A 24,094-nucleotide genomic window follows, 5' to 3' on the forward strand; every position below is an offset into this window, starting at 1 on the left:
ACAACCTGAGGAAAATACAATGAACGTCGCAATCACAAGCATTGGGCAGCAACTTTTCGGCTGTAAATCTTTCGGCTACTTCTTGAAGCACAACATCAAGACTTGGTTTCAAATTCCGAATGACGACGAAATTGAACTCGAAAACTTTTTGAAAGATCAATTCGACCAAGGACTATTTTTTAATATTCCTTCCTCTTTCTAAGCTCTCATGAGATTTAAGATCGAGCGTATTTTGTCAATCAGTCAAAATACTCTCTAGGTCTCAGTAGAGCGAAAATAGCGATCGCTTGGGCGCGGGCATTCCGCGCCATCACTCAGTTATTAAAGCAAATAATATATAAGTTTTTCATCTTATTTAGGTGATTATCTAATTTCAGAGCGTCACCTAAATAATTACTAGATGTTAACGCACTATTTACAGTTTTTTAACCTCTCTTTATACAACCATAGCTATATTGCGATTGGTAAGTTTTACTGAATTACTGTAACTTTAACAGAGACAATTGTAGTTTGTTTAAACAAATAAATAGTAACAAATGAAGAAGTCTGATTTTCTCAGGGCTATTCTACCTATTGCTGTACCAACAGCAATATCTTTCACTCTGCTTAATTATCTACAAAAGCCACTAACAGCACAACCCTCAAGCGTTCATCTAAGAATGGGCAATCCTAGTAATGCTGGCAGTAGTTACAGTAATCTTTTGTTGAGCAAATCTCAATACGCAGTTTCTTACAATTGCTATAGAGGGACACCAAATTGGGTAAGTTGGCAGCTAAACACATCATGGCTAGGAAGCGCACCTCGCCAAGATGATTTTCGTGCAGATACTACATTACCTTCAAGCTGCTACCGAGTCACTTCTTCCGATTACACTGGTAGCGGTTTTGATAGGGGACACATGACTGCTTCAGCAGATAGGACAAATACAGTTACCAATAACTCTGCTACTTTTTTAATGACGAATATAATTCCTCAGTCACCTGATAATAATCAGGGGCCTTGGGCTGCACTAGAAAATTATTCTAGAGACTTAGTAAACCAGGGGAAAGAACTCTATATTATTTCAGGCTCCTATGGTACTGGTGGAACCGGGTCGAATGGAACAAAAAACACAATTGCTAATGGTAACGTTACAGTTCCGACTAGAACGTGGAAGGTTATTGTAGTATTAAATTCATCAAATTCTGATGCTAGCAGCGTCACTAATAACACAAGAGTAATTGCAGTGAATATGCCTAATTCGCAGGGAATTAGAAATAATAACTGGACAAACTACAGAGTTAGTGTTGATTCCATTGAAACAAATACTGGTTACAATTTGCTCTCTAATGTTTCTTCGTCTATTCAAAGTGTAATTGAGTCTAGAGTTGACAATTTGTAAGGATACTTACTTCACTTAAAACTTAAAGCCTATCTGCAAATTATAGATAGGCTGATGTTTGATTCGTTAGGTTTCTACAACTTTTGTCGAAATTCCGCCTAAATCTTTATCTGAAGTTTTACCAACAATATAGACATCAATACTTACCGTACCTATGCGATAAACCTTGATATTAGTGAGGCAATCTCTTAGTTTTTTGACAAGTGATTTAAACTTCGGCACATTTTGTCGTTGTATTTCATCGTGCCATTCTTTTTCTTGGGCACAGTTCCGAAAAAAATAATCTAGTTCTACTTCTTCAACTGATGTTTCTTGAGGATGTCCTGTTAACTGGAGAAGTTTTTGATTTGTCAAAGGTTCTTGCGCTTGATTAGACCACAAAAAAGCTTCAAAAGGATACTCTGATTCACTTATCATTAACAAACCATCAAAGGCTTGTTTAAGTTTTTCCGTAATCTCGTTAGTCATAAAATTTATTTATGGTTATGAGCATTGATTTTTGAGTTAGATAATTGACAAAGACTGTCTAGAAAACGTTCTCTTGCATTCCTTCGGATATGAAATCACTCAAATACTACTGTTCTATTCCCATAGACTAATACACGATTTTGTAAATGCGATCGCACTGCTCTGGCTAATACAATTCTCTCTAAATCTTTGCCTTTTCTTACCAAATCATCAACTTCATCACGGTGACTTACTCGCACTACATCTTGTTCAATAATTGGGCCTGCATCTAAATCAGCAGTAGCATAATGAGCAGTCGCACCAATAATTTTCACACCACGTTCAAAAGCTCGGTGATAAGGATTTGCTCCGATAAAAGCTGGTAAAAATGAGTGATGTATATTAATAATTTGTGGGAATTGATTAATAAAATTTGCACTAACAATCTGCATATATTTCGCCAATACAACTAAATCTATTTTGTACTGGCGGAGTAATTCTAGTTGTTGGACTTCTTGTTCTGATTTATTATCTTTAGTAATGGGGATGTGTTGAAAGTCAATATTAAATTGTTCTGCCACTACCTTTAAATTGGAATGATTGCTAATAATTAAAGGAATTTCAGCAACAAATTCTTTAGCACGTTGTCGCCAAATTAAATCAAATAGACAATGGTCTTGCCGACTTACCCAAATAGCAATGCGTGGTACTGTATCAGAAAAACGTAATTCCCATTTAGCATCTAAAGGTTGTGCGATCGCATTAAATGCAGGGGCAATAAATTCTCGCGGTAAATTGAAACCATCTAATTGCCATTCAATCCGGGTAAGGAATAACCCAGCAGCAAAATCTGTATGCTGATCTGCATGAATAATATTACCACCGTTAGAATAGATAAAATTGGCAAATTTCGCCACCAGTCCCCTTCGATCGGGGCAGGAAATCAGCAATGTTGCTGTGGGATTTGTCATAGTAACTTAGAAAAACTAGTCAGATTTGAAGTAGAGTAGCACAGATGTGCTAACCCATTGTGCGTTACCGAAACATACCACAGAAACCGTAATTGCTTATTTACTATTTGTTGGAGTTGGTAAAGGGGTGCTGAGTCCAGGTAGCTTCTGACTATTATCTACAGGTTGTTTCCACTCTGATAGTTCTCGATTTACGGCATTTGCAAAATCTGTAGATACTAACAGCACATTTATATTTCCATCGGGTTTAGCAGTAGGGTCAGCTTGAGCATACAATAAACGACCGTTAAAGTTAGATTTACCCAAAATCAACTGATGGCTTTGTCGGTTTTTCAGGGTGATATTAATAGTTGCTTGGGGTGGATCTAAGGCAAATTCTCCAAGCTCTTTTACTGAAGTTGATAAAGTACGCTCGCTATTACCCTTGACCAACAAATCCATTAAATAAGAAACAATAGCATCATTTGCTGGCCCCGATATTGGAGATTTGATTAACCACTTGGGTTTACTAGAAGATTCAGGGTTACGTTCCAGATTCAGGGTGAGTTTTTTTGTCTTGACTGTCAAAGACTGCACATCATCTTCTCCAAAAGAGAAAATTTTCTGCTTTTGCTCCTTGATTTCTTCGCGCACAGTTGCACCTCGAATTTCATGGAAGTAAACAAAACCACCTAAACCCAGCGCTAGCAATATCAAAATTAAAGTCGTTCGTGGCAATTTCATTTTTTAGTCATTTGTCACTTGTACTGAGCGAAGCCGTTGGCGCAGCCTCTCGTAGAGAAGTATTTGTCACTTGTACTGAGCGAAGCCGTTGGCGCAGCCTCTCATAGAGAAGTATTTGTCATTGGTAAAGAGTTAATATTTATAACTCCTAACTCTTGTACAGACGCGATTAATCGCGTCTCTTCTTACCGTCGTTTCCACCAAATAATAACTGCGATCGCAAACCCAATTAAGGGTAAAACTAACAGAGATGACAATATTAAAAGATTAGCTTGTGTGGTTGTCAGGGTTATTCGCCGATTTTTCGGTTCTTTGGGACGAATGGAAAGGGGTTGCCGATCTTGTTGACTCAGCCAAGTAACTGAGTTGAGGAATACATCTCCATTTAATTGCTGTTGAAACAAACCATCAGTGGCAAAATCGGAATTTCCTAAAACTACTAACCGGGACTCGGTAGCTGTTTGAGATGAGGCAGCAGGGGAAGGAGGGGCAGGGGAGGCAGAGGGGGCAGGGGAGGCAGGGGAGGTAGGGGGAGTGGGAGAAGTCTTGCTTTGAGTAGTTGGTGATGGTAAGGGTAAGGCTTGCGGAGTCTTGGAAGAAGGGGAAGGAGTCGGGCTAGTCTTGCTTTGAGTTGTTGGCGATGGTAGAGGTGAAGGTGTGGGTGCAGCTTGGGGAGTGGAAGTAGATTTGGGTGTTTGTTTTCTTGTTAAAGCAACGCCCAAGGTTAAAGGGCCTTTGAGGTCTTTATCTGCATTAAACTCTAATTTTTCGCTTTGGAGGTCGCTTTCTGCCCAACTGCTAGGGTAGGGTTTGGTTCGTAACAGTGGAGTAGCCTGAACACCAGGCACAGAGGTAATTTCCAGTGGGTCGCGCAATCGGATAAAAAGAATTGCCGTTACCGAAATCTTTGGTAATCGGATGTTGTCCATATTCTGTGACTAAGGGCGCAGCAGGGCCAAGTCCCACAACGCTTTCGCCAGAGACATCGACTGCTAAACGATTATCCAGACGAACACCCCACTCTTGTAGCAAGCTATTAAGTTTGGGATCGGTATTCGGATCGATCATCAGCAGTAAGTTACCGCCGCGATTAAGGTAGTCTTGCAAAGCTTTGACTTCACCCTCAAACAGCCCTCGTTTGGGGCCAGCTACTATCACTACAGCCGCATCTTGAGGAACTTTGGAAGTTTCTCCTAAATTCAGGGGTGATGTTGTGAAATTTTTGTCGCCTAATCCTTGAACTGCTTGTGATATTGCATCTTTACCAGGCGAAAGTTGGCGTTCGCCATGACCTTGGAGGAAGTAAACTTTAGCTGTGGTTGAATTTGTTAGTTGTTGCAGGCGACTAGTTAATCTAATTTCTGACAATCGCTCATTTTCATTTATTGTTTGTACTAATTGCCGTTTATCGCCAGATTCTAAATAAACTTCTCCATAATCTTTGACGCCAAACTTTTCTGCAAGTCCTGGTCTAGCTTGGGGGTCGATATACTCGTATTTAAATTTTGAGCTTTGGCGTTGATAATTTTCTAGTAGTTCTCTATCTTGGGGATTTTGGTTAATATCAAATACCCATACTTTCACTGGCTGTGGTAAAACCCTTACTAATTCACGTGATTGGGGTGCGAGGGTAAATAATTGAGCCTCTGTTAAGTCTGCTCGTAAGTGATAGCGAGTTCCCAAAAAGTTAATCAATCCCAAAATTGCTAATATTGCCAGAGTTGCCACTAGGGCATTAGTCCCAGCTTGGGTAGAACGACGATTCCACCAGTTACTCTGGTAGCTTTGCCATATTATCCCTAACCCACTAATAACAATTCCTGTAATCAGAAATACTAATGGAATTAGTCCCCACTGGTCAGAGACTAACCCAGCTGTTAAACCGACAGTAATTAGGAATGGGCCTAACCAAAACAGATATTTCCACAGTTTCTTTTTTGCAAGTATCTTCATATTATTAGACTGAAATTAGGAATTAAAAGTTAGGAGTTAGGAGTTAGGAGTTAGGAGTTAGGAGTTATTAACTCTCTGATACTATTATTCCTTTGTTACCTTCTCTAAGAGACGCTGTGCGGATACCTCCTTTTCAGTTGGTTTTTTCATTACTTTGCTTAAGTCCTGATGACTTTTAACTCCTCACTTTTAACTCCTAACTCATAACTTATATAACTACTGCCTTTGAAAACGCAGTGCATCAATTGATTGAGCTGTAAGAAAGATGCCAAAAAAAATGTAACTGGCGAATAAAATTAAAGCGCTAGTATCAAAAATGCCTTGGATTAATGTGTTGTAATGTTTCAGCAACGATAGATAACCTAAAGCTTCACCGACGGGGCCAGGGACAATTTTGGCGATTAAATCAATCAATAACAATAATAAGATGACTGCAAAGGTAAGAACAGCAGATAAAATTGTGCTGTCTGTTAATGAGGAAATAAACATTCCTACAGATAAAATTGCTGCTGCTAATAAGATTAATCCAATATGACCCAGTAAGGGAATTGAGGGCGTCATTGGTGGATTTGAGCCGCTGATGGCGATCGCTTCCAACACTAGCATGGGTACAACCATTGTGATAAAAAATGTGATTACACCTAATAATTTACCTACAGCTACCGCCCAATTAGTGATTGGTGAGGTGGCTAATAGTTCTAAAGTGCCCCGCTTCCGTTCTTCGGCATAAAGTCCCATTGAAAGTATGGGCAGGATAAATAACAATAGCCATCCCATGCGATCTAAAAATGCTCGGACAAATTCGTAGGGGACATCTATTGGTGGTGTTGGCACTCCCAGCTGTTGCCCTTGTGCATCTATTGCCGCGACTCCTACTAAAATGCCATCTGGCCCTAGCAAAATCATCACGAAGAATAACCCGGCGATGAACCAAAATATGCCTGCGATCGCATAAGCCAAAGGTGATACAAAATAACTCTGTAACTCTCGGCGATAAATGGCAATAATATTACTCAGCACTATACCCATTTACGCTGCTCCTTCTTTGTCTGCTGCTAAGTCTACCTCAGGATCGAAATTTTTTTCTTCTGTGGTTAGTTGCAAGAATACGTCTTCTAAGGTGGCGTTAACCCGCCGCAGTTCATGTAAACCAAATCCCGCACGCACTAATGTTGTGGCAATATCGCGTCCTGGTTCTTTTCCTGGTTGCGATATCACCCGCAAGTAAGCGCGATTTGCCTGCGGTTGATAACCTCCGGCTATAGGAATTGATTCAACCAAACTCACACCCGCAACTTTTTGCAATACCTGTTTCGCTAAGGCGGCTTCTCCTTCTATTTCCAACTCATACCCAGAACCACCTGTCAACTGAGTCATCAGGTTTTCTGGTGTATTAGTTGCCACCACTTTACCGCGATTGATGATGGCGACGCGGCTACAAGTCATACTCACTTCTGGCAAAATATGCGTGGAAAGAATAATTGTGTGAGTACCAGCGAGGCTTTTGATTAAGTTCCGCACCTCAATTATTTGTCGGGGATCGAGTCCAACGGTGGGTTCATCCAAAATGATTGCTGGGGGATCGTGAACGATCGCTTGAGCAATTCCGACCCGTTGGCGGTATCCTTTAGAGAGTTTGCGAATAATTACTCGCCGCTTATCTTCCAAGTTGCAGCGTTCGATGGCGGCTAATACCTTGTTGGGGCGATCGCCTGCTGGAACTCCCTTAATTCGGGCGACAAAATGCAAAAATCCCTCCACCGTCATGTCTGGATATAATGGCGGTGTTTCCGGTAAATAACCAATGCGTTGGCGCACAGCCAAAGAATTTTCATGGACATCATAACCAGCAATTCGAGCATTTCCATTGGTTGCCGGTAAATAACCAGCCAGAATCCGCATGGTTGTGGTTTTTCCAGCTCCATTGGGACCCCAACAACCCTAAAATCTCCCCAGGTTCGACGCTAAAGGTGACATCAGTAATTGCTGGGGTAGAGCCGTATATTTTACTCAGATGTTCAACTTCAATCATCCGTATAGTGGCGATCGCAAATTTATAGAATACCCAATAATCTTAGATCGCAATATTGAGTATGGGGGACTGACACAAAGATTAGCTGACAATGGGTAAAGTTCCTGAAAAACGTCTTTAGGTACTTCCAAATAAAAAACATCCCAAATTTTCTTGTGGTATGGGTGTCCTCACCCGTCCCCTATAAGATGCCATTGGTGTCAAATTAAGCCATCAGCCCCTAATAAGCCATTCTCATACTCTGCATAGAAACGAGATAAACAAGAGAATAATGGAAAATCGAGCTTTTTTAGATTTGTGTGTACACCATAGCCAATCTGTACTAGGAGCAGTGTCAAGTTAATTAAGCAAGAGTATCTTGAAAGAAACTATTTCTCATTTCTCTTTTGAACAATAACTCGGATTAGCCGTTATTGCCGAAGATATTGAAACACCACAACAAATTTTATGGTTACAGGAACTTAGATGCGAATTTGGTCAAGGTTATCTGTTCTCTAAACCTCTAAAATATGAGACAGCACAAATACTTCTAGCAACTCAAACTATGTATTTATCTTCTGGTGAATTCGGCAAACGATCGGCTAATTAAAAAAGCAGTTGGACGATCTAAATAGGTTATCTCACAACTACAATCAAGATTTTCTATTTCTCTCTATCTTGAACCAGATATTATTCGATAATTTTTGTTATAAGTTAGCTAGTATTTGTATTTATTATTTTAAATTAGCCAAATAATGTTATTTATCTTGATGGGTCGAGCTAATTTTTTACTTCACATATCAGATAACTAAAACATTGACCTCTGGCAAAAGAGACTTTTATAACTCAACAAAAATCTATCTGTAGATAACTTACTAAAAATCAAAAACTAGCTTAGGGTATGTACAGTCTCAGCAATGAGTATTAGTTTTTCTCAAAACTTTTCATGCCCCATATTGATTATCCTCAGTTACTGCGTTATGTCCTTGTTGTATTAATTGTCGCACTAGCATTAGTGCTAATGTTAATCCTAGACCCTTGGTTAAGCATGAGTGGAACTTTTTTTCTACTATTTTTTAGCGCTGTAATGTTGAGTGCTTGGTATGGTGGTTTGAAATCAGGGTTGTTAGCAACTTCATTGTCTGCATTACTGAGCAATTATTTCTTTCTCCCTCCAGCTTATGAGCTGAGTTTTAATTTATCTAATTCTGTGCAAATTGGGTTATTTGCATTGCAAGGATTGTTCTTTAGTATTTTATGTGAAGCATTAAAAACTGCTAAAACAAGGGCGGATGAAAATCTCCAAAAGCTGAGAGTTAGTGAAGAAAGATTTCGATTAGCGTTAAGTAGTTCAGATATCGTGGTCTTTCAGCAAGATCGCGATTTGCGATATCAGTGGATTCATAATCCTCAAAGTCCAGAAACTGTTGAGGAAATGTTAGGTAAGTCTGATGATGAATTATTTACCGCCTCAGTAGCAGCGCAATTGCAGGCAATTAAGCTAAAGGTAATAAAAACTGGTGTTGTAACCCGCCAAGAGGTTTATTTGACAATTGGTCAAGAAAATCGTTACTACGATTTGCTAGTTGAACCGCTAAGGGATGCAGACAATAACATTTTAGGTATCACCTGTGCAGGTGTGAATATTACTGAGCGCAAGCAGGCAGAATTAGAAAAAGCCAGGTTGCACCAGGAACTTCAACAAGCTATTGGGCAAAAAGATGAATCTCTGGCTTTACTCAATGCTTGGCTTACTAGTTCGCCAGTGGCGCTGGCTTTTCTCGATCCTGAACTGCGCTACATTCATGCGAATGAAACGCTAGCTGCTATTAACGGTGTACCGCAAACTCAACATATTGGTCGCACCTTTAGGGAAGTACTACCAGAATGGGCGGCGCAAATTGAGCCTGTTTTTCAGCAAGTGATGGAAACTAGGCAGCCCCTACTCAATCAAGAAGTGAGCGGTGAAACCTATCCGCCTGGGGTATATCGTTATGGTCTTGTCAGCTATTATCCGGTGTGTTTGCCGAATGGACAGTTGTTGGGAGTGGGCATTAGCTCAATTGATATTACTCAACTCAAACAAACTGAACAAGCATTACGAGAAAGCGAAGCTAAGTTTCGCAGTGTGGTTGATTCAAACATGATTGGTATCGGCTTCTGGGATCGAGACGGCAGGATTACAGATGCTAACGATGCCTTGCTGAATATGGTCGGTTATACCCGTGAAGAATTACTTTCTGGAACACTTCGCTGGCAAGACCCTAACTCCTACAGAGTACGTGCCACTCGATCGAGAAGCAATAACTCAATTACAAGACAGTTTCTTTTGTACACCATATCAAAAAGAATATATCCGTAAAGACGGCTCACGCTTCCCGATTTTGATAGGTGGTAGCCACTTTGAAGGGACTGTAGATCGAGGAGCTTTTTTTGTCCTCGATATTACAGAGCGCAACCAGGCTGAGGAAAGACTACGCTATATTGCCCAAATTAGTAGTGTACTCTCTACTTCGTTAGATTATGAACAAACCTTACAACAGATCGCCAAAATTTCAGTTCCCCAGCTAGCTGATTGGTGTAGCGTCGATATTTTAAATGAAGATGGTTCCATTCGCCGCCTACCCATTGCCCATGCAGACCCATCGAAAGCGGAGTTGGCGCGTAAACTTCAAGAGTATGTGACAGATTACAAGAGTGCAAGTGCAATTACAAGAGTACTGCAAACTGGACAAAGTGAATTGATCTCAGAGGTATCTGACTCGCTATTAGTCGCAACTACTCAGAATCAGGAACACTTAGAACTTGTTCGGCAATTGGGGATGAAGTCTGTAATGATTGTGCCATTAATCGCAAAAGGGCGCATACTCGGCTGTATTACCTTTGTCAGCACTCAATCAGACCGTCGCTACGATCGCACTGACCTAACTTTAGCAACAGATATTACTCATCGTGCTGCCTTAGCAGTGGAAAATGCCCAACTTTATCGAGACATCCACCAAGCTTTAGTCCATTATGCTGAATCTCTATCTCTTCTAGATGCGCTGCTAGAAGCAGCTCCTATTGCTGTATGCTTTTTGGATCGAGAACTGCGATATATCCGCATTAATCAAGTTTTCGCTGACATTAACGGTTTAACTATAGAAGAACATCTAGGACGCAAATTTAAAGAAGCCTTGCCAGCAATGGCGGCTGAGTTAGAGCCACAATTACAGCAGGTGTTAGATACTGGAGAACCCCTGCTGAATATGGAAATCAGCGGTGAGACAAGAAAACAACCAAAACGTTACGGTTACTGGCTGGGCAACTATTACCCAGTTAATAACGCAATGGGTGAAACAATAGGAATTGGGATTATTTTGGCAGATGTGACCGCAGCAAAGCAAACAGAAGTTGCTTTGCGAGAAAGTGAAGAAAGGTTTCGGGCAATGTTCAATCAGGCAACTGTCGGTATTACTCTAGTAGCGTTGGATGGACGATTTCTGCAAATTAATCCTGCCCTATGCGAAATTACTGGATATAGCCATGAAGAGTTAATGCAAATGAACTTTCAGGAAATTACCCATCCTGACGATTTAGAAGTTGATTTGGAAAATGCTCGGCGAGTTTTAGCAAAAGAAATTAGTGGATATTCCTTAGAGAAGCGCTACATCCGCAAAGATGGTTCCATAGTTTGGGTAAATCTAACTTCATCAGCGGTTTGGAATGCGAAGGGACAACCAATGTATGCATTAGGGATTATTGAAGATATTAGCCATCGCAAACGAGTTGAAGCGACACAAAACTTTTTAGTCGAAGCCAGTACCTTACTAGCTGCCTCATTGGATTATGAAATAACTTTAGAAAATGTAGCTAATCTAGCAGTTCCAACTTTAGCCGATTTGTGCATTGTAGATGTCTTCCAGGAAGATTGGTCAAGTAAACAAATTGCGATCGCAATTGCCGATTCCACAAAACTGAATATTTTAGACGAAATCCGACGGCGTTATCGACCCAAAACCAAAGCCAAAGAGCTGGTACGGCAGCTACGCTTAGGAATATCTGTCTTTTATCCCGAATTATCTGACTCACATCTTTTACAGATGTCTGAAGACGACGAACATCTGCAATTGCTGCAAAGTTTGGATATTCGTTCTCTAATGGTGATTCCAGTTCGTTCTCGCGGGCAATTATTTGGAGCAATCTCTTTTTTTACCGCCGAATCTGGTCGGTACTATCAACAAACAGACTTGGCTTTAGCAGAAGATATTGCTCGGCGGGCAGCGACAGCCATCGACAACGCCAGACTCTACCAGGAAACTGAACGGTCTGTCAATCGCACAGTACTTTTACAAAGAATAACTGCTGCCTTCTCGGAAGCCTTAACTCCCCAACAAGTAGCTAATGTAGTGGTGAACCAAGGCATTGCCGCCTTGGAAGCTACTGGTGGTTCCGTTGTCTTACTGACTGAGGGAAATACTACCCTAAATGTTGTGCAAGCAATTGGCTATCCGCAAACGCTCATCAATACTTTGACAACTTTTCCGATCGCAGCACCTAACCAAATAGCAGAAACAGTCAGAACTGGGCAGCCGATTTTTTTAGAAAATTTAGCAGCCATGATTGCTAGATATCCTGAGTTAGCAGATGTTGTGACTGTTATGGGGAATAATGCCTGGGCTTCCATTCCCTTGGTGGTAGAAGGTAAAGTAATTGGCGCACTGGGATTAAGCTTTACGACTGGACAAATATTTAATGAAGAAGACCGGGGATTTATGTTGACACTGGGACAGCAGTGTGCTCAGGCGATCGCCCGCGCTCAACTTTACGAAGCTGAAAAGACTGCTAGGGCCCAAGCCGAGACAGCCAACCGAATTAAAGATGAATTTCTCGCTGTCCTTTCTCACGAACTCCGAACTCCCTTGAATCCAATTTTAGGATGGGCAAAGTTACTCAGAACCCGCAAGTTCGACGAAGCTACTAAAATCCGAGCATTGGAAACAATCGAGCGCAATGCCAGGTTACAAACCGAATTGATTGGAGATTTACTTGATGTTTCGCGGATTTTGCAAGGTAAGGTTAGGTTAAATCTCCATGCAGTGGATTTGAAAATAGCGATCGCAGCTGCATTAGAAACAGTGCGTTTAGCAGCAGAAGCTAAATCGATTCAAATTCAAACGGTGTTAAGTAATGATATCGGCAAAGTTCTTGGTGATGGCGATCGCTTGCAACAAGTGATGTGGAATCTCCTCTCCAATGCCGTTAAATTCACACCCACGAATGGACTTGTACAAGTGCGTCTCGAGCAAGTTGGTTTAGATGCCCAAATCCAGGTAATTGATACAGGTAAAGGAATTAACCCAGAATTTTTGCCCTACGTCTTTGATTACTTCCGGCAAGCAGATGCTAAGACAACCAGAGTATTTGGCGGATTGGGATTGGGACTGGCAATTGTGCGTCATCTGGTAGAACTTCACGGTGGCACAGTTCAGGCAGAGAGTCCCGGAGAAGGACAAGGTGCTACCTTCACAGTTAAACTACCTTTGCTGAAAAATTCTGAGTTGCGAGTTAGCAGTGGTGAGGCTTCTCAAGCAGAACTCAGTACTGAAGAGACATTACTGGCTGGAGTCCAAATCCTACTTGTGGACGATCAAGCCGATGTGCGAGAGTTTTTTAGCTTTGCGCTGGAACAATATGGCGCGACGGTAACGGCAGTTGAATCAGCAGATGAAGCGCTGCAAACATTAATGCAATCAAACCCAGATATCCTCTTAAGCGATATTGGAATGCCCTTCATGGATGGGTATATGTTGCTACGTGAAGTGAGAAAATTACCACCAGAGCAAGGCGGACAAATTCCGGCGATCGCTTTGACTGCTTATGCAGGAGAAATTAACTACAACCAAGCAATGGCAGCAGGATTTCAAAAACATCTACCTAAACCCGTCGATCCAGCGGATTTAGCCGCAGCGATCGTTAGTCTCATTGGGCACACTTCACCTTCTGAGTAAATAAACTCTTTAATTTCTCTTCTTTCTTTTACAAATCAAATTAAATATATATTTTTTATTTTTATTTAGAAATTTGCCGTTTGCAAATTGATGTTATAAATTAGCGTGAGTTCGATGAACCTCTCCCTCCCAGCCTCCCTTTCCGAAACGGAAAGGGAGGAGAAAGAAAAATTAAGCTTTTTGCTCCCCTCTCCGCATCGGAGAGGGGCTGGGGGAGAGGTCAAATAAGACTTGTCAAACTCACGTTAAATTAATGCTCAGGTTTTAATCAGAGATTTATTTACCAATGAAAACCCAACAGTTCAGTTCAACAACCCTAGAAAATAGACCTCCCAAGACGAAAAAACAGTCTTTTCCTGGTATGAGTATTGGTACTCCCAAAGTACCATTTCGTAAATCCCATAAAATAGTCCAACAACATGAGTTACTTAGTGACTGGGAACACGCAAGTTAATTTAGTAACCTACTATAGCTACGATCTAAACTGATGTAAGTAAGTCGGTAAGAAGAAATCAAACTAGATTAAGTAATGTAAAAAATATTGAGATTAGTTTGTAGTGAGGACTTTAGTCCTCTTTTGAGGGCTGAAAGCCTCTCTGCGAGACGCTTCGCGAACACTACAAACCTTGAATTATTCACGCCGCTTTACTTACTACTCTCGGTATCCAGTCAGACATTAACTGATACCAATTTTCTCTGAAGTTGCACTTAATAACGAGGTGATGATATAATCCCATCCACAAATAGAAGCGTAGTTTACCGCCGTAGGTCTTACCCTGAGCCTGTCGTACCACTTCCCTACGGGACGCTACGCGAACGTGGAAGCAAGCTACGCGGAGCGTCTCGTAGAGAAGGGCATCGCTTCTGCTGAGATGGAACCTCTTGAACCTGTTTTAACTTCCGTCTTAATCGATCTTTAGGCCCCTCACTTGTTCAACATCAAATTTTCTTAACACCTTGGTATCAAGAAATGGAAAAGTATTTAGTCACCAAAGAAGAGATTGAATCTTATGAAGGACTAGAAAAAACACATTTTCTCAACTCTAATGCTCGCAGACTAAATAAGTCTTTAGGAGATTTGACAGGTTTAAAAAATATCGGTTTCCACATCATTGAAGTAGAGCCTGGACGTGAATCAACGGAGCTTCATATGCACTATCACGAAGAAGAGTGCGTATACATTCTTGAGGGAGAAGCTGAAGCCACAATTGGAGAAAGCGTTTATCCAGTGAAAGCAGGAGATTTTATTGGATATCGCGCTGGTGGTAAGCCGCACAACCTGAAAAACACCGGCAATTCTATATTCAAATGTATAGTAGTTGGTCAAAGACTAGAGCATGATATCGGTGATTATCCAAATTTGCACAAGCGTATATATCGGAGCAAAGGTTTAAAGTGGAATCTGGTCGATATGGAAAATATAACTGAACCAGTAGCAGGTAAGAAGGCATAATAGGTAGAATGCATTTCCTCATGATTTCTTTGGCTCTATTGCCATAAGCCAACAATCTGAGTATTCTCCTTCATGCAGTTCATGTGTCGGCAATAGCTTTACTTTTACAAAACCACATTTTTCATAACAGCGAATAGCACGGTAATTGTTAACGTGCGGATCTATAACAATTTTCTGAGCTTGACACCGATCAAAAAGATAGTTGATAAATACTGACAGCATTTTTGTACCAATTCCCTTGTTCCAATAGTCGGTTTCGCCGATGAACAAGTCAATCGCATAGACGCGATCGGTTTGGTCGAGATGATACAATTGTCTATCAGTTTCCGATAAGTCATTGAGCGTACAATACTGCAAATAACCAATGGGAATATTTTGATAGTAGAGGAAGCAAGGAATAATCGGCTCATCTCCCCTAACCATCGGTTTGTACGTTTCTATAATTCTTTCTAAAGGGAAAAAATTATCTCTTCCTTCATAAAATTCTAAAACTTTTGCATTAGTTAACCATTTTGCCATCAACTCATAATCATACATTTCATCTTGCATGAGACGAATAGATATTTCGCCTTTTCGAGTCAGCATATCCTGTATAGATAGAATATTTTTTATAGCAGCTATTAATATAAGTCGTTAAAAGTATCTATATTCTGACATAATTTGTGAAAAAAGAGGAATTTTATCTCTATTTTCTAAGAATAAAATTCCCCTTAAACCCTTATAAGACCCTTGAGATTAGATAGTTATACACAGGTGAGATTTACTTAGTTTCCACCAGATACAACAGCTTTATTATGTATCGCAGTGTCTTCAGGCTTTCTCTGCCATTTACCATCATTGCCTGGTTCGTATTCATTTTTTACACTATTCCAAGCAATATCGCGCGCACCCTCTTCACTCGAACCATCACTTTCAGCAGCATTAAATGCCGCAAGAAAAATCTGTTGTGCGTGTTCAGGCAGTTGTCCCTTGATGTCTTCCGCTAATTCATCTATTTTGTTATAAGGCATGAACTCACTCCGAATTATCTTAACTTGAGTCCATGCTAAAGAACTGGTAATCTAATTTCCTCCTTCTCTAAGTAGAGACTAAATAATCATACTTTTGGCTGAGTCAAACAATTTTTAAATCAGCGATGCAATGATATTAATACTCATAGCTAAAATGGTGGTATTGAAAAAAAATGATAATATGCCATGTAACAGAGTCAAGCGTCTCATATAGGGTGATGTTGTCTGCACATCTGAAACTTGACTGGTCATGCCGACAACAAATGAATAATATAAAAATTCCCAGTAGTCTGGATAGTCGTTATGAGGAAAATCTAAACCTCTAGTGATTTCTTCACTATGATTACGATTAATATATTTATAATAACTGTGCGCATATTGCACTGCAAACATCGTATGCACTAATAACCAGGAACCGACAATGGTCATAATTGAAAGTACAACGTGTAGGGTAAGCTGAATTATTGACAATCCTTTTTTATCAAGTAAAAACCCAATAGCTAAAACACTGGCACAAGCCGCAGCAATTACCAGCATAAATATAGCCAAATGTCCTTCGTATTCACTCTCGGCATAACGGCGAATTTTTTCTGGGTTAGCCTTGGTCATTTTCCACCACGTTATCGCTAAGAAAAAGTCAATACCGGAGTTCCAAGCGCAGAGAATGCGAGTAGGTAAGTGCAGAGAAGGCGGCAGGATGACTGAAACTAATACAGCAAATCCGACAGCAACAATTAGTCGGGGTCGAGAGTCAAAGTTTTTAAATAAATTAAATTTCACAAATTTAGCGATCGCAGAGTTTAACTAATTCGTAATTCATAATTTTTGGTGAAACACTACACCACATTCCACAATCTTCATTCCAGATTTTACAATAGTCTAAATCCACATAAGTAGATGGACAAAAATATTTACAACCATTGCAAACTCTGTGAATCACCCAATACTCTGGGAATGTCTCACTCGCAATGACATTGTGTAATTAATTTTGTCCAACTACTTCTTTATCTTCCCAGTCTTTAATCTCCAGCTTTTAGTTCAATTAAAAATTATTGGAACTTGGCTCTAATCGTCTCTATGCGTTTACGATTAACACCCAAATCGCTTTGACCTAAACGTGAAGCTGAACGTACATGGATAACATTGGCAGTCCGGTCTAGATAGAATTCTACATCATCCACAAATCCCAGTAAAGCACTTTTAAATTCTGCATATAAATAATCTTTACTTTCAGTAATGATTTTGGTTCTTGGTAAAGACTCAATAATCTGTTTAAGATTAGTAATCGCTTGTTCTGGAGTAGATGTAAAAGTTAGTGGTGCAATTTGATGAGATGCATCTGTACTCTGACTAGAAACGCAATTGGGAGAATTAGGGCAAGATGCTAATTTACCGTTGCTAATACCTAAATTATTTGGTCGTTTGCCAGCAAAAACCATAATTATGTCTCCGGGTGAGTGAATAAATATACTCTCACACATTTGTTTGAATCACTGTAATATTTTGCTGTAATCGCATCTTCTGGCAAATGACAGATTCACTAAAACATCGGTGATGCGATCGCTCTTTATGAACTCAATATTTGACTTTTTCATAAAAAAAGCCTGTATTCTTTGCTCAATAAAGCTTACAGGCTATATTACACCTATACCAAGTTACTTCAGACTAGTAGTCTGCCAACCCAAAATTGTTAGGTGAGGGCTGGGAAAAGGGGGTCATGTTAAAGGTTAAAGGAGTAAACATCTTTTCCCTTTCCCCCTTGCCCTTTAAAGAGCCAAGTTACGAAAGCGAACTACTATGCGATACTCAAATTAACTCGGACAATCAAATCGTTATAATCTCGATCGCCGCCATTAGCCAAATCCTCAAAGCCAAAAGCGTTATTTCCTAATAGGCGAATATGATCTGCTTTGTCAGTGTTAGCACCCAAGAAGGAGAAGTAAACTGCCGGATCGTTATTGGTATTGCTATCAAGAATTGCATCAGTCCCGGCATTAACGATGATAAATGGGACGAAAATAGCACCAGGTTGGAAATTACCTGTGAAAGTTGCTGTACCTTCGTTAGCTACACTCAAATCAATACCAGCGACACGGTGACTAATAGCTGCTTGAGTATAACCCGCCTGTCCAACCAGCACATCTGGTTTACCATCGCCATTGGTATCGATGCCACCATTCTCATCAGTTATCTGATAAAAGCCAACAAAGTTGTTAAAAGCTGCTTCTCTATGAACTACAAATTCGGCTTTCACCAATTGTTTCACATCCCGTAAATCAATTAGTTCGGGTTCATACTTTCCTTGAAGACCAGTACCTAAAGGTGGATCTTGCTCTGTTGCTGCAATCTTGACAACCAAATTCTGGAAGTTGAGAGAGAACCCTGTATCGTCCACATTCGTATCCAAGGCAAAAAGCACCTGAGAAAAAGGGGTTTGTCCAGATAGCACCGCCTGAGTAGTGCTGCTACGGATTAAATAAAATCTTAGGTTGCTCTCAGAGTTGAACTCCAGTAACCTGCTGAGGTCAGTGGGATTAAAACCATTGGGTAGTTTGGCAAGAGATGAAAGAAGCACTGTTGCTCGTTGGAGAGCTAGTTCGGTGTAATTTGCCGCACCAGGGGCTACGCCATTAATCCTACCTTCTGCATCGTCAACGACAAATACACCCAGTTCATTGACTTCTTCAGAAGTGTTGCTTTTAATCTTGACTGAGAGTTTGGCTTTTTCACCGTCAACTTGATTTTTGATCGTAAAGATATCACCTGTAATTCTTGTCAGTAGGCTAGTTGATTTAGTCTCAGCAGTAATTTCTTGAGCAATGGTGAGTGCAAACACATCACTGACTTCAGCCCCAACCAAATCTTTGGCAGTAACTTTGATGTTCAAGCTACCCAAGTTATTATTCGTAGGAGTGCCGCTGAAAGTACGCTTATTAGGATTGAAGCTTAACCAACTGGGTAGTGGGTCGCCGTTGTCTAAGGTAGCAGTGTAGGTTAGGGTATCTTCAATATCTACATCGCTAAAGGTGTTTTCAGGGATAGTGAAGTTAAAGGTAGTTTCTGCCGTAACTTTTTGGTCAGCGATCGCCTGCTCTACAATTGGTGGATTGTTAGCTTTAGCAATTGTGAGTGCAAATACATCACTAATTTCAGCAAGAGCCGGATCTGTGGCGGTGACTTTAATGTTCAAGCTACCCACATCATCATTCGTAGGAGTGCCGCTGAAGGTAAGCTCGTTAGCATTGAAGCTTAACCAACTAGGTAGTGGATCGCCATTGTCTAAGGTAGCAGTGTAGGTCAAGGTATCTTCAAGATCCACATCGCTAAAAGTGTTTTCAGGAATGGTGAAGTTGAAGGTAGTTTTTGCTGTGGCCTTTTGGTCAGCGATCGCCCGATCTACAATTGGCGCACTATTGAACTTAGCAACTGTCAATACAAACACATCACTGGCTTCATCCCCAGAAATATCCTTGACAGTGACTTTGATATTTTGATTACCCAAATTCTCCATCGTCGGAGTACCACTAAAATTCCGGGTAGCAGAATTAAAAGTTAGCCAACTGGGCAGTGGTTCGCCGTTTTCGAGAGTAGCAGTGTAGGTGAGGCTATCGCCGGCATCAATATCAATGAAGGTATTTTCTGGGATCGTGAAATTGAACTGCGTATTTATGAGTACCTTTCGATTAGCGATCGCCTCTACTAACTCTGGTGCATCGTTAACGTTCTTAACAGTGAGTGCAAAATCATCACTGACTTCAACCCCAAAAATATCCCTAGCAGTAACTTTAATGTTGAAGTTACTCACATCTGCATTTAAGGGAGTGCCATTAAAGGTTTTGGTAGCAGCATTGAAGGTTAACCAACTGGGTAGAAAATCGCCGTTTTCGAGAGTGGCGGTGTAAGTAAGGCTATCGCCAGCATCGACATCCTTAAAGGTGTCTTCTGAGAAAGTGAAATTGAAAACCGTGTCTTCTATTGCTTCTTGGTTTGCAATTTCGTTCATCACCTCTGGCGCATCGTTGGTGTTGTTAACAGTGAGCGTAAACACATCACTGATTTGAGCAACAGCTAAATCCGTGGCAGTAACTTTAATGTTTAAGCTACCCACGTTTGCATTTAAGGGAGTGCCACTGAAGGTTTTGGTCGCAGCATTAAAACTCAGCCAACTCGGTAGAGAGTCGCCGTTTTCGAGAGTGGCAGTGTAGGTGAGAGTGTCGCCAGCATCAACATCCTTAAAGGTGTTGTCTGGGATAATGAAGGTGAAAAGTGTGTCTTCTGTTGCTTGTTGAGGAGCGATCGCCTGAAATACCTCTGGCGCATCGTTGACGTTGTTAACAGTGAGTACAAAAATATCATTCGCTTGGGCAAGAGCAGTATCCGTAGCAGTAACTTTAATGTTGAGGCTACCTACGTTTGCATTTAAAGGAGTGCCACTGAAGGTTTTGGTTGCAGCATTAAAACTCAACCAACTCGGTAAAGACTCACCATTTTCGAGAGTGGCAGTGTAAGTAAGAGTGTCGCCAGCATCAACATCCTTAAAGGTGTTGTCTGGGATAATGAAGGTGAAAACTGCATCTTCTGTTGCTTGTTGGTTTGCAATTTCATTCGCCACCTCTGGCGGATCGTTGGTGTTGTTAACGGTGAGTACAAAAATATCATTCGCTTGGGCAAGAGCTAAATCCGTAGCAGTAACTTTAATGTTGAGGCTACCCACGTTTTCATTTAAGGGAGTGCCACTAAAGGTTTTGGTAGCAGCATTAAAACTCAACCAACTCGGTAGAGAGTCGCCGTTTTCGAGAGTGGCGGTGTAAGTGAGGCTATCGCCAGCATCAACATCCTTAAAGGTGTTGTCTGGGATAATGAAGGTGAAAACTGTATCTTCTGTTGCTTGTTGGTTAGCAATTTCATTCGCCACCTCTGGCGGATCGTTGGTGTTGTTAACAGTGAGTGTAAACATATCACTGATTTGAGCAAGAGCTAAATCCGTGGCAGTAACTTTAATGTTCAGGCTACCCACGTTTGCATTTAAGGGAGTGCCACTGAAGGTTTTGGTTGCAGCATTAAAGCTTAACCAACTCGGTAAAGACTCACCATTTTCGAGAGTGGCAGTGTAGGTGAGAGTGTCGCCAGCATCGACATCATTAAAGGTGTTGTCTGGGATAATGAAGGTGAAAACTGTATCTTCTGTTGCTTGTTGGTTAGCAATTTCATTCGCCACCTCTGGCGGATCGTTGGTGTTGTTAACGGTGAGTACAAAAATATCATTCGCTTGGGCAAGAGCTAAATCCGTAGCAGTAACTTTAATGTTCAAGCTACCCACATTCTCATTTAAGGGAGTGCCACTGAAGGTTTTGGTTGCAGCATTAAAATTCAACCAACTCGGTAGAGAGTCGCCGTTTTCGAGAGTGGCAGTGTAAGTGAGAATGTCGCCAGCATCGACATCCTTAAAGGTGTTGTCTGGGATAGTGAAGGTGAAAACTGTATCTTCTGTTGCTTGTTGAGGAGCGATCGCCTGAAATACCTCTGGCGGATCGTTGACGTTGTTAACGGTGAGTACAAAAATATCATTCGCTTGGGCAAGAGCAGTATCCGTAGCAGTAACTTTAATGTTCAAGCTACCCACATTCTCATTTAAGGGAGTGCCACTGAAGGTTTTGGTAGCAGTATTAAAACTCAACCAACTCGGTAGAGAGTCACCGTTTTCGAGAGTGGCAGTGTAAGTCAGAATGTCACCAGCATCAACATCCTTAAAGGTGTTGTCTGGGATAGTGAAGGTGAAAACTGCATCTTCTGTTGCTTGTTGAGGAGCGATCGCCTGAAATACCTCTGGCGGATCGTTGACGTTGTTAACGGTGAGTACAAAAATATCATTCGCTTGGGCAAGAGCAGTATCCGTAGCAGTAACTTTAATGTTCAAGCTACCCACATTCTCATTTAAGGGAGTGCCACTGAAGGTTTTGGTAGCAGTATTAAAACTCAACCAACTCGGTAGAGAGTCACCGTTTTCGAGAGTGGCAGTGTAAGTCAGAATGTCACCAGCATCAACATCCTTAAAGGTGTTGTCTGGGATAGTGAAGGTGAAAACTGCATCTTCTGTTGCTTGTTGAGGAGCGATCGCCTGAAATACCTCTGGCGCATCGTTGACGTTCTTAACGGTGAGCGTAAACACATCACTGACTTGAGCAAGATAAGTATCCGTAGCAGTAACTTTAATGTTCAAGCTACCCACATTCTCATTCAAGGGAGTGCCACTGAAGGTTTTGGTTGCAGCATTCAAGGTTAACCAACTCGGTAGAGAGTCACCGTTTTCGAGAGTGGCAGTGTAAGTGAGAATGTCTTCAGGATCTTGATCTTGGAAGCTATCTGAGATTGTGAAGTTGAAATTTATGTCTTCTGGAGTCTCTTTGTCTGCGATTTCCTTCACTAGTACTGGATTTTGGTTAACCCTGTAACGTGCCACAGCAAAGTTATTGGCGCTTATTCCCGCGACTATTACCGTACCATCGTGTTGGGTGAGAGCATAGGCATTATCAGTAGTCTTTGTGCCGATATCAGTAGTGATAATGCCAGTAGTGTTGAAATCAGTGTCAAGAGTACCATTGCTGTTGTAACGTACTAAAGCAAAGTTATTGTTACTCGAACCCGCCACAATAATTTTGCCATTAGCTTGCACGCTAACGCTGTAGGCTATGTCAGTACTGCCCAAGTTAGTAGTAACCTTGCCAGCAGTACCAAAGCTGGTGTCGAGACTTCCATTGCTGTTGTAACGTACCACAGCAAAATTACTATTACTCACTCCTGCTAACAGAATCTTGCCATCGTCTTGCAGGGCAATGCTGTAGGCGGTGTCCGTGGTATTAGTACCAATATCAGTAATGACCTTGCCAGCAGTACCAAAGCTGGTGTCAAGACCTCCATTGCTGTCGTAACGTACCACAGCAAAGTTATTATTACTCACTCCCGCTAACAGAATCTTGCCATCGTCTTGCAGGGCAATGCTGTAGGCTATATCGGTACTGCCCAAGTTAGTAATGACCTTGCCAGTACCACCAAAGCTGGTGTCGAGACTTCCATTGCTGTTGTAACGTACCACAGCAAAGTCATTACCGCGCTTTCCTGCCAGCAAAATCTTGCCATCGTCTTGTAGGGCAATGCTGTAGGCTATGTCAGTACTGCCCAAGTTAGTAGTAACCTTGCCAGCAGTACCAAAGCTGGTATCAAGACCTCCATTGCTGTTGTAACGTACCACAGCAAAGTTACTACTACTCGCTCCCGCTACCAGAATCTTGCCATCGTCTTGCAGGGCAATGCTGTATGCTATGTCAGTATTGCCGAAGTCAGTAGTGACTTTGCCAGTACTATTAAAGCTAGTGTCGAGACTACCATTGCTGTTGTAACGTACTACAGCAAAGTTATTATTACTCACTCCCGCTACCAGAATTTTGCCATCGTCTTGTATGACAATGCTTCTAGCAATGTCAGTGGTATTAGTACCAATATCAGTAGTGACTTTGCCATCACTATCAAAGTTGGCATCGAGAACTACAGATAGAATTGAAGCGTAGGCTGTTATTACTTCTTGCCCAAACGCTAAACGAGGAACAATAGATCCTGTAGAAACCTCCAGTTCCCAATCACCACCTAATGCAGCACTCCCTGTCAAGTCATCAGAGGCCGCTACTACTGCACCTGTCAATTCGCTCAGACAGCGTATAAACAATACACCTGGCTCGGTTTGAGCGACTTTGCAACCATATAGCAGTAGTTGTGCGTCTTCACCCAAAGCATTTGCCCAACCCATAAGTTGGGCTGCGTAACGATTGAGCGTTTCGTTGTTGAGTTGATTGTTGCCCAAATAGATGCACCCAGGTGCGCCGTGGGAAACAATGTGCAGGCTATTGACTCCCTGATGAGACTCCAGCACTCGACTAATTTGCTCAATACCATCTTGGTTGGCATCTAAGACTACAATTGAGGTATCTGGTAATACACCCATTACCAGACTTTGGTAGTCATCAACCTGTGGGTCAATAAAAACTAGGCGAGTAGGATACAAGTCTAAAGTTGATTTAATATTAATGCTGTTAGATATTTTGTTTATAGTAAAGTTTTTATTGCTATTATGCTTTATCATAAATTTCCAATGGTAAATCC

14 protein-coding genes and 4 pseudogenes are annotated in these 24,094 nt (G+C 41.2%); 7 read left to right on the plus strand and 11 right to left on the minus strand.

What is annotated here, in order from left to right; genetic code table 11:
• The first annotated feature begins 19 nt into the window (after positions 1 to 19).
• The gene (locus tag NSTCB13_RS00435) at positions 20 to 202 is read left to right on the plus strand and encodes a hypothetical protein (protein ID WP_448270992.1); all 183 of its coding nucleotides are present in this window, start codon (positions 20 to 22) and stop codon (positions 200 to 202) included.
• A 334-nt stretch (positions 203 to 536) separates the two neighbouring features.
• A complete protein-coding gene (locus tag NSTCB13_RS00440; protein ID WP_448270994.1) occupies positions 537 to 1,382 on the plus strand; it encodes a DNA/RNA non-specific endonuclease in 846 nt (281 codons plus the stop codon).
• 66 nt (positions 1,383 to 1,448) lie between these two features.
• Here NSTCB13_RS00440 and NSTCB13_RS00445 read toward each other — a convergent pair whose 3' ends face one another.
• The 6 genes and pseudogenes from NSTCB13_RS00445 to NSTCB13_RS00470 all read right to left on the minus strand — a co-directional run bounded on the left by NSTCB13_RS00445 (position 1,449) and on the right by NSTCB13_RS00470 (position 7,508).
• Positions 1,449 to 1,850, minus strand: coding sequence for a nuclease A inhibitor family protein (locus tag NSTCB13_RS00445; protein ID WP_448270996.1), 402 nt, complete (start codon positions 1,848 to 1,850; stop codon positions 1,449 to 1,451).
• A gap of 95 nt (positions 1,851 to 1,945) precedes the next feature.
• Positions 1,946 to 2,800, minus strand: a complete 855-nt coding sequence (gene purU, locus NSTCB13_RS00450; protein ID WP_448270997.1) for a formyltetrahydrofolate deformylase — start codon at positions 2,798 to 2,800, stop codon at positions 1,946 to 1,948.
• 96 nt (positions 2,801 to 2,896) lie between these two features.
• Positions 2,897 to 3,523 (minus strand): DUF4340 domain-containing protein, encoded by a 627-nt coding sequence (locus tag NSTCB13_RS00455; RefSeq protein ID WP_448270999.1) that lies wholly within the window; start codon positions 3,521 to 3,523, stop codon positions 2,897 to 2,899.
• A gap of 185 nt (positions 3,524 to 3,708) precedes the next feature.
• Positions 3,709 to 5,476, minus strand: a pseudogene (locus tag NSTCB13_RS00460) (GldG family protein).
• Between the two features lie 216 nt (positions 5,477 to 5,692).
• Positions 5,693 to 6,505, minus strand: a complete 813-nt coding sequence (locus tag NSTCB13_RS00465; protein WP_445630075.1) for an ABC transporter permease — start codon at positions 6,503 to 6,505, stop codon at positions 5,693 to 5,695.
• A pseudogene (locus NSTCB13_RS00470) lies at positions 6,506 to 7,508 on the minus strand (ABC transporter ATP-binding protein).
• A gap of 409 nt (positions 7,509 to 7,917) precedes the next feature.
• Here NSTCB13_RS00470 and NSTCB13_RS00475 point away from each other — a divergent pair.
• The 5 genes and pseudogenes from NSTCB13_RS00475 to NSTCB13_RS00495 all read left to right on the plus strand — a co-directional run.
• A pseudogene (locus NSTCB13_RS00475) lies at positions 7,918 to 8,097 on the plus strand (EAL domain-containing protein); the annotation flags it as partial.
• Positions 8,098 to 8,508: 411 nt separating this feature from the next.
• Positions 8,509 to 9,702 (plus strand): annotated as a pseudogene (locus NSTCB13_RS00480) (PAS domain-containing protein); the annotation flags it as partial.
• 10 nt (positions 9,703 to 9,712) lie between these two features.
• On the plus strand, positions 9,713 to 13,477 hold the full coding sequence (locus NSTCB13_RS00485; protein ID WP_448271001.1) for a PAS domain S-box protein: 3,765 nt from the start codon (positions 9,713 to 9,715) through the stop codon (positions 13,475 to 13,477).
• 286 nt (positions 13,478 to 13,763) lie between these two features.
• Positions 13,764 to 13,931 (plus strand): hypothetical protein, encoded by a 168-nt coding sequence (locus NSTCB13_RS00490; protein ID WP_448271003.1) that lies wholly within the window; start codon positions 13,764 to 13,766, stop codon positions 13,929 to 13,931.
• 516 nt (positions 13,932 to 14,447) lie between these two features.
• Positions 14,448 to 14,930, plus strand: a complete 483-nt coding sequence (locus NSTCB13_RS00495) for a cupin domain-containing protein (RefSeq protein ID WP_448271004.1) — start codon at positions 14,448 to 14,450, stop codon at positions 14,928 to 14,930.
• Between the two features lie 18 nt (positions 14,931 to 14,948).
• Here NSTCB13_RS00495 and NSTCB13_RS00500 read toward each other — a convergent pair whose 3' ends face one another.
• The 5 genes from NSTCB13_RS00500 to NSTCB13_RS00520 form a co-directional block, all read right to left on the minus strand.
• The gene (locus NSTCB13_RS00500) at positions 14,949 to 15,515 is read right to left on the minus strand and encodes a GNAT family N-acetyltransferase (protein WP_448271006.1); all 567 of its coding nucleotides are present in this window, start codon (positions 15,513 to 15,515) and stop codon (positions 14,949 to 14,951) included.
• A 179-nt stretch (positions 15,516 to 15,694) separates the two neighbouring features.
• Positions 15,695 to 15,940: a ChaB family protein gene (locus tag NSTCB13_RS00505; RefSeq protein WP_445630068.1), complete on the minus strand. Its 246-nt coding sequence runs from the start codon at positions 15,938 to 15,940 to the stop codon at positions 15,695 to 15,697.
• Between the two features lie 114 nt (positions 15,941 to 16,054).
• A complete protein-coding gene (locus NSTCB13_RS00510; protein WP_445630067.1) occupies positions 16,055 to 16,720 on the minus strand; it encodes a DUF1345 domain-containing protein in 666 nt (221 codons plus the stop codon).
• Between the two features lie 269 nt (positions 16,721 to 16,989).
• Positions 16,990 to 17,379 carry a DUF1499 domain-containing protein gene (locus NSTCB13_RS00515; protein ID WP_448271008.1) on the minus strand — a complete coding sequence of 130 codons (390 nt, stop codon included), beginning with the start codon at positions 17,377 to 17,379 and terminating at the stop codon, positions 16,990 to 16,992.
• 356 nt (positions 17,380 to 17,735) lie between these two features.
• Positions 17,736 to 24,074 carry a putative Ig domain-containing protein gene (locus NSTCB13_RS00520; RefSeq protein WP_448271010.1) on the minus strand — a complete coding sequence of 2,113 codons (6,339 nt, stop codon included), beginning with the start codon at positions 24,072 to 24,074 and terminating at the stop codon, positions 17,736 to 17,738.
• Positions 24,075 to 24,094 lie beyond the last annotated feature (20 nt).

The organism is Nostoc sp. DSM 114160, assembly GCF_053470305.1.

Bases quoted from the DNA above. Each gene is read 5' to 3' on its own strand.
- purU (WP_448270997.1), bottom strand. From the start codon at position 2,800: ATGACAAATCCCACAGCAACATTGCTGATTTCCTGCCCCGATCGAAGG.
- NSTCB13_RS00445 (WP_448270996.1), bottom strand. From the start codon at position 1,850: ATGACTAACGAGATTACGGAAAAACTTAAACAAGCCTTTGATGGTTTG.
- NSTCB13_RS00455 (WP_448270999.1), bottom strand. From the start codon at position 3,523: ATGAAATTGCCACGAACGACTTTAATTTTGATATTGCTAGCGCTGGGT.
- NSTCB13_RS00515 (WP_448271008.1), bottom strand. From the start codon at position 17,379: ATGGTTTTTGCTGGCAAACGACCAAATAATTTAGGTATTAGCAACGGT.
- NSTCB13_RS00465 (WP_445630075.1), bottom strand. From the start codon at position 6,505: ATGGGTATAGTGCTGAGTAATATTATTGCCATTTATCGCCGAGAGTTA.
- NSTCB13_RS00495 (WP_448271004.1), top strand. From the start codon at position 14,448: ATGGAAAAGTATTTAGTCACCAAAGAAGAGATTGAATCTTATGAAGGA.
- NSTCB13_RS00505 (WP_445630068.1), bottom strand. From the start codon at position 15,940: ATGCCTTATAACAAAATAGATGAATTAGCGGAAGACATCAAGGGACAA.
- NSTCB13_RS00500 (WP_448271006.1), bottom strand. From the start codon at position 15,515: ATGCTGACTCGAAAAGGCGAAATATCTATTCGTCTCATGCAAGATGAA.
- NSTCB13_RS00435 (WP_448270992.1), top strand. From the start codon at position 20: ATGAACGTCGCAATCACAAGCATTGGGCAGCAACTTTTCGGCTGTAAA.
- NSTCB13_RS00490 (WP_448271003.1), top strand. From the start codon at position 13,764: ATGAAAACCCAACAGTTCAGTTCAACAACCCTAGAAAATAGACCTCCC.
- NSTCB13_RS00520 (WP_448271010.1), bottom strand. From the start codon at position 24,074: ATGATAAAGCATAATAGCAATAAAAACTTTACTATAAACAAAATATCT.
- NSTCB13_RS00440 (WP_448270994.1), top strand. From the start codon at position 537: ATGAAGAAGTCTGATTTTCTCAGGGCTATTCTACCTATTGCTGTACCA.